General features: G+C 67.2%; 4 protein-coding genes and 1 pseudogene. 4 read left to right on the forward strand and 1 reads right to left on the reverse strand.

Translation table 11 applies throughout. The features are described 5' to 3' along the window. Positions 1-67: 67 nt before the first annotated feature. On the reverse strand, positions 68-1,096 hold the full coding sequence (locus B4E30_RS04445) for a LacI family DNA-binding transcriptional regulator (protein WP_286793669.1): 1,029 nt from the start codon (positions 1,094-1,096) through the stop codon (positions 68-70). 228 nt (positions 1,097-1,324) lie between these two features. On the opposite strand from B4E30_RS04445, the gene B4E30_RS04450 reads away from it, so the two are divergent. From B4E30_RS04450 to B4E30_RS04465, 4 genes and pseudogenes are all read left to right on the forward strand, one after another. Continuing rightward, positions 1,325-2,680, forward strand: coding sequence for an ABC transporter substrate-binding protein (locus B4E30_RS04450; protein ID WP_194384743.1), 1,356 nt, complete (start codon positions 1,325-1,327; stop codon positions 2,678-2,680). Between the two features lie 94 nt (positions 2,681-2,774). Beyond that, entirely contained in the window at positions 2,775-3,743 is a 969-nt protein-coding gene (locus B4E30_RS04455; RefSeq protein ID WP_194384744.1) for a carbohydrate ABC transporter permease, read from the forward strand. Beyond that, the gene (locus B4E30_RS04460) at positions 3,740-4,726 is read left to right on the forward strand and encodes a carbohydrate ABC transporter permease (RefSeq protein WP_194384745.1); all 987 of its coding nucleotides are present in this window, start codon (positions 3,740-3,742) and stop codon (positions 4,724-4,726) included. Before B4E30_RS04455 ends, B4E30_RS04460 begins: the two co-directional genes overlap by 4 nt. Positions 4,727-4,870: 144 nt before the next feature. Continuing rightward, positions 4,871-5,088, forward strand: a pseudogene (locus B4E30_RS04465) (Bcr/CflA family drug resistance efflux transporter); the annotation flags it as partial.

Raw genomic sequence — 5,088 nt, forward strand, 5'->3', positions numbered from 1 at the left:
GAACAGAACCCCGGATGCTTCGGCATCCGGGGTTCTGTCGTCTCCAGTGCGTCTCCGGTGGCGCGGGTCAGGGGATGACGCCGACCGCCACCGACGGAGTGCCCGGCGGCGGTGACGTCGAGCCGCGCACGATGAGGCGCGCGTGCAGGCGCATCTGGGTGCGATCCGTCCCGGGGGACCTGAGATGGTCGAGGAGCAGTCGGGCGGCGGCCGCTCCCTGGCTGCGGGGGGACTGCTCGAGCGTGGTGAGGCCGAACATCTCCGAGTATTCGTGGTTGTCGATGCCGACGACGCTCAGTGCGGACGGAACGGCGATGCCGAGTCGTCGCGCGGCGATGATCGCCCCGATGGCGACCTCGTCGCACGCGGCGACGATGGCCGTGGGACGTCGATCGGGATCGCTCAGCAGGTCGACGGCCACGTCGTAGCCGCCCGGGAGCGACACCTCGGATGGGGCGTGGTCCGGACGCAGTCCCGCGTCGCGCATGCGCGACGTGTATCCGCCCAGCCGCTCGCGGTCGACGTGAGGGCCCTCGTGGTCGGAGATCCCGCCCAGGAACGTGATGCGCTCGTGGCCGAGGTCGACCAGGTGCGCGGTGGCGCGACGGGCCGCGTGAACGTCATCCAGCCCGACGACGCTCGTCTGGTCGCTGTCGCCGACCACGCTGACGACCGGCCGCCCGATTCCCACGAGGCGTTCGAGCTCATGGTCGTCGGGTTCCAGGGCGACCGCGATGAGGCCGTCGAACCGCTTTCGGGCGAGGAAGTCGTCGAAGACGCGACGCCTGCCCTCGGTGCCGGGCTTCGCGTCGTACAGCGTGAGATCGAACCCCTCCGCCAGCAGCACCTCCTGAACGCCCTCGAGCACCTCGGCGAAGAACCACCGGTTCAGGTAGGGCATCACGACGCCGATGTTCCGGGTGCGTCCGGTGGCGAGACTCGACGCGGATGAGGATGCGACGTACCCGAGGTCTTCGGCCACCCGCGCCACCCGCTCGCGCGTGGCGGGGGAGACGTAGCCGTTCCCCGTGAGAGCTCGGCTCGCGGTCGACTTCGACACGCCGGCCACGCGCGCCACCTCGGCGATGCCACCCATTGTGCTCCTCGGATGCCGGTCGTCTTCGTCCGGAAAGTGGAACCGGTTGCGAGACATCGTGGCACGCGCTCCCACGCCGATTCCAGCCCGTGCGGCCATGGTTATTCAGTTGTGACCCGAACCGGATTGTGCGCGCGGGAGCGATCCCTTAGCGTGAGCGTGGGAACGGTTCCCGAGCACCTTGGGTCGGCGATGTCATGCCGACCTGCTACTCAATGAGGAGGCACCATGAGGACTCAGTCGCGTTCGCGCGTCTTCGCCGCGGCAGCCGGACTGGGAGTCGCCGCGCTGGCCCTGTCGGCGTGTACCGGCGACATGCAGCCCGACGCATCCGATGTCGATTGCACCGACTACGAGGAGTACGGCACGTTCGACGGCGCGGAGGTGACCATCGGCGGCACCATCCTCGATCTCGAAGCCGATCGCCTCGTGGAGTCGTGGAGCGACTTCTCGGCCTGCACCGGCATCCAGATCGACTATCAGGGCTCGAGCGAGTTCGAGGCGCAGATCGCCGTGCTCGCCGAGGGCGGCAATGCACCCGACATCGGCATCGTGCCGCAGCCCGGACTGCTCGCCCGTCTCGCCGAGGGCGGATGGCTCATCCCCGCTTCGGAGGCGGTCGAAGCCCACGTCGACGAATTCTGGTCGGAGGACTGGAAGACCTACGGAACCTACGACGACACCTTCTACGCAGCGCCGCTCATGGCGAGCATCAAGGGGTACATCTGGTACTCGCCCAGCGAGTTCGAGGAGAACGGCTGGGAGATCCCCGCGACGCTCGACGAGCTCGAGGCGCTGTCGGAGCAGATCGCGGCCGACGGCGACCGCAAGCCGTGGTGCGTGGGCCTGGAGTCCGGCGACGCCACCGGGTGGCCGGGCACCGACTGGATCGAGGACTGGATGCTGCGTCTGCACGGCGCCGACGTCTACGACCAGTGGGTGACCCACGAGATCCCCTTCAACGACCCGCAGGTCGTGGAGGCCTTCGACGCCGTCGGCGGATACCTGAAGAACGAGGACATGGTCAACGGCGGCATCGGCGACGTGTCGACGCTCGTGACCGAGGCGTTCCAGACGGCGGGACTGCCGATTCTCGACGGCGAGTGCTCGCTGCACCACCAGGCCTCGTTCTACGAGACCTTCTGGAACCCCGAGGGCGGCGATGAGGTGACGGTCGCGTCCAACGGCGACATCTTCGGATTCCTCACCCCGCCCGCGAACGCCGGCGACCCGCTGTCGGTCACCGGCGGCGGCGAGTTCCCGGTCGCCTTCACCGACGCCGAAGAGGTCGAGGCGGTCCGCGCCTACCTCTCCAGCGACACGTGGGCGAACAACCGGGTCAGCCTCGGCGGCGTGATCAGCGCCAACACGGGCGTTGACCCGGAGAACGCGTCGAGCGAGCTGCTCGTGCAGTCGATCGAGATCCTCCAGGACCCGGAGACGACGTTCCGCTTCGACGGTTCGGACCTCATGCCCGGCGCGGTCGGGGCCGACTCCTTCTGGAAGGGCATCGTCGCCTGGGTCTCCGGCGATGACACCGAGACGGTCGTCGACGAGATCGAGGCAAGCTGGCCCGCCAGCTGATCGGTTCGCTCCTGGGCCGAGGCGGTAACGGCGCCGCCTCGGTCCTGGAGCCTCCGTCGCCGCACCATGCTTCAACGACGAAGGGAAGACCTCGATGACAACCGCTGACCTCACGGGGAAGATCCTGCAGGTGGTGATGGGGCTGGTGATCTTCGCCGCCATCATCGGCATCCTCGTGCTCCTCATGGGCCGCGGGCCGAAGAAGGGCAGGGACTACTGGCAGCTGACGTGGTTCCTGCTGCCGGCGATCCTCCTCCTGGCGATCGGCCTCATCTGGCCGGCGGTGCGGACGACCGGGCTGGCGTTCCTGGACAACTCCGGGAACTTCAGCTTCGACAACTTCGTGTGGATGTTCACGCAGCCCTCGGCCATCCGCACCCTCATCAACACGGTCATCTGGGTGCTCTTCGTCCCCACGATCTCGACGGCGCTCGGACTGGCGTACGCCGTGTGGATCGACAAGTCGCGCGGTGAGCGCTTCTACAAGGCGCTGGTGTTCATGCCCATGGCGATCTCCTTCGTCGGCGCGGGCATCATCTGGCGCTTCGTCTACGAGTACCGCTCGGCCGGCCGCGATCAGATCGGTCTGCTGAACGCCATGGTCGTGGGACTCGGCGGCGACCCCGTGCAGTGGCTGCAGACCGATCCGCTCAACACCTTCCTGCTGATCGTCGTCATGATCTGGATCCAGACCGGATTCGCGATGGTCGTGCTGAGCGCGGCGATCAAGGGCATTCCGACGGAGCAGATCGAGGCGGCGCAGCTCGACGGCACGAACGCGTGGCAGCGCTTCTCGAACGTCACCGTCCCCGGGATCCGCTCCTCGCTGGTTGTCGTGCTGACGACCATCTCGATCGCGACCCTCAAGGTCTTCGACATCGTGCGGACGATGACCGCCGGAAACTTCAACACGAGCGTCGTGGCCAACGAGATGTACACGCAGGCGTTCCGCGCCAGTGAGGTTGGGCGCGGTTCGGCGCTCGCTCTGATCCTGTTCGTGATGGTCCTTCCCATCGTCATCTACAACGTCAACGTCCTCCGCAAGCAGAGGGAGATCCGATGAGCAGCGTGGCCCCGGTCGATCTTCCGATCGACGACGAGCGAAAAGAAGACGCCTTCGAGGAAGCGGCAGAAGGCACGCGCACGGCTCGCGCGAAGCGCCGTCTCACGTCGCGCTGGGCGACGCTGGCCGCGCTCATCATCGCGGTGCTGTGGACGATCCCGACGTTCGGCCTGTTCGTCTCGTCGTTCCGTCCGGCGGAGCTCATCCAGACCACCGGCTGGTGGACGATCTTCCAGAATCCCGGATTCACGCTCGACAACTACCAGGACGTGCTGTTCTCGCCGTCGATGTCGTCACCGCAGCTGGGGGCGTACTTCGTCAACTCGCTCGCGATCGCGATCCCGGCGACGATCTTCCCGCTCGTGCTGGCCTCGATGGCGGCCTACGCGTTCGCGTGGATCAAGTTCCCCGGCGCCAACACGCTGTTCATCTTCGTGTTCGCGCTGCAGATCGTGCCGCTGCAGATGGCCCTCGTGCCGCTGCTGCAGACGTTCTCGTTCTGGCTGCGCCCCGGGCAGGCCTGGCTCCACGACGTCATCCCGATCATCCCCGAGCAGAACTACCTGCCGGTGTGGATCGCGCACACGATCTTCGCGCTGCCGCTGGCGATCTTCCTGCTCCACAACTTCATCTCCGAGATCCCGCGCGATGTCATCGAGGCCTCCCGCGTCGACGGCGCCTCCCATGCGCAGATCTTCTTCCGCATCATCCTGCCGCTGGCCACCCCGGCGATCGCCTCGTTCGCGATCTTCCAGTTCCTGTGGGTGTGGAACGACCTGCTGGTCGCGCTGATCTTCTCCGGTGGCACGCAGGATGTCGCTCCGCTGACCCAGCGGCTGGCGGAGATGGTGGGCTCGCGAGGTCAGGATTGGCAGCGGCTGACGGCGGGGGCGTTCGTCTCGCTCGTGGTTCCCCTGGTGGTCTTCTTCTCGCTGCAGAGATTCTTCGTGCGAGGTCTGCTGGCGGGATCGACGAAGGGCTGAGGCGAGGCGTCCGATACACTGAGGAGTCGAATCGATTCGGACGCTCCTGTCCGCGATCGGCATCACGGCGCATCCGCCGTCTCCTCTGCGCCAGACCGGTCATCCCCGGCCGACGCCCCGTCACGCCGCTGAAACGAAGTCCTCTTGCTCGATACCGCCTCTCTCCCTGTACAGAACCCCGCTGATCCTCGTCCGACCGACGGTGCGCGAGCACCGGAGACCGCGACCACCCGTCTCCCGCGCACGGCGGGGTCTCCCACGGGCGCCATCCGCACCCTCGGCACGAATCCGGCGACCGCGCCGATCGTCCTGCACCCGGGGGATGCGATCTCGACGCCGCGGCGGGTGCTCTACGTCATCCT

This window comes from Microbacterium sp. UBA3394 (assembly GCF_002358725.1).
Classification (GTDB): domain Bacteria; phylum Actinomycetota; class Actinomycetes; order Actinomycetales; family Microbacteriaceae; genus Microbacterium; species Microbacterium luteum.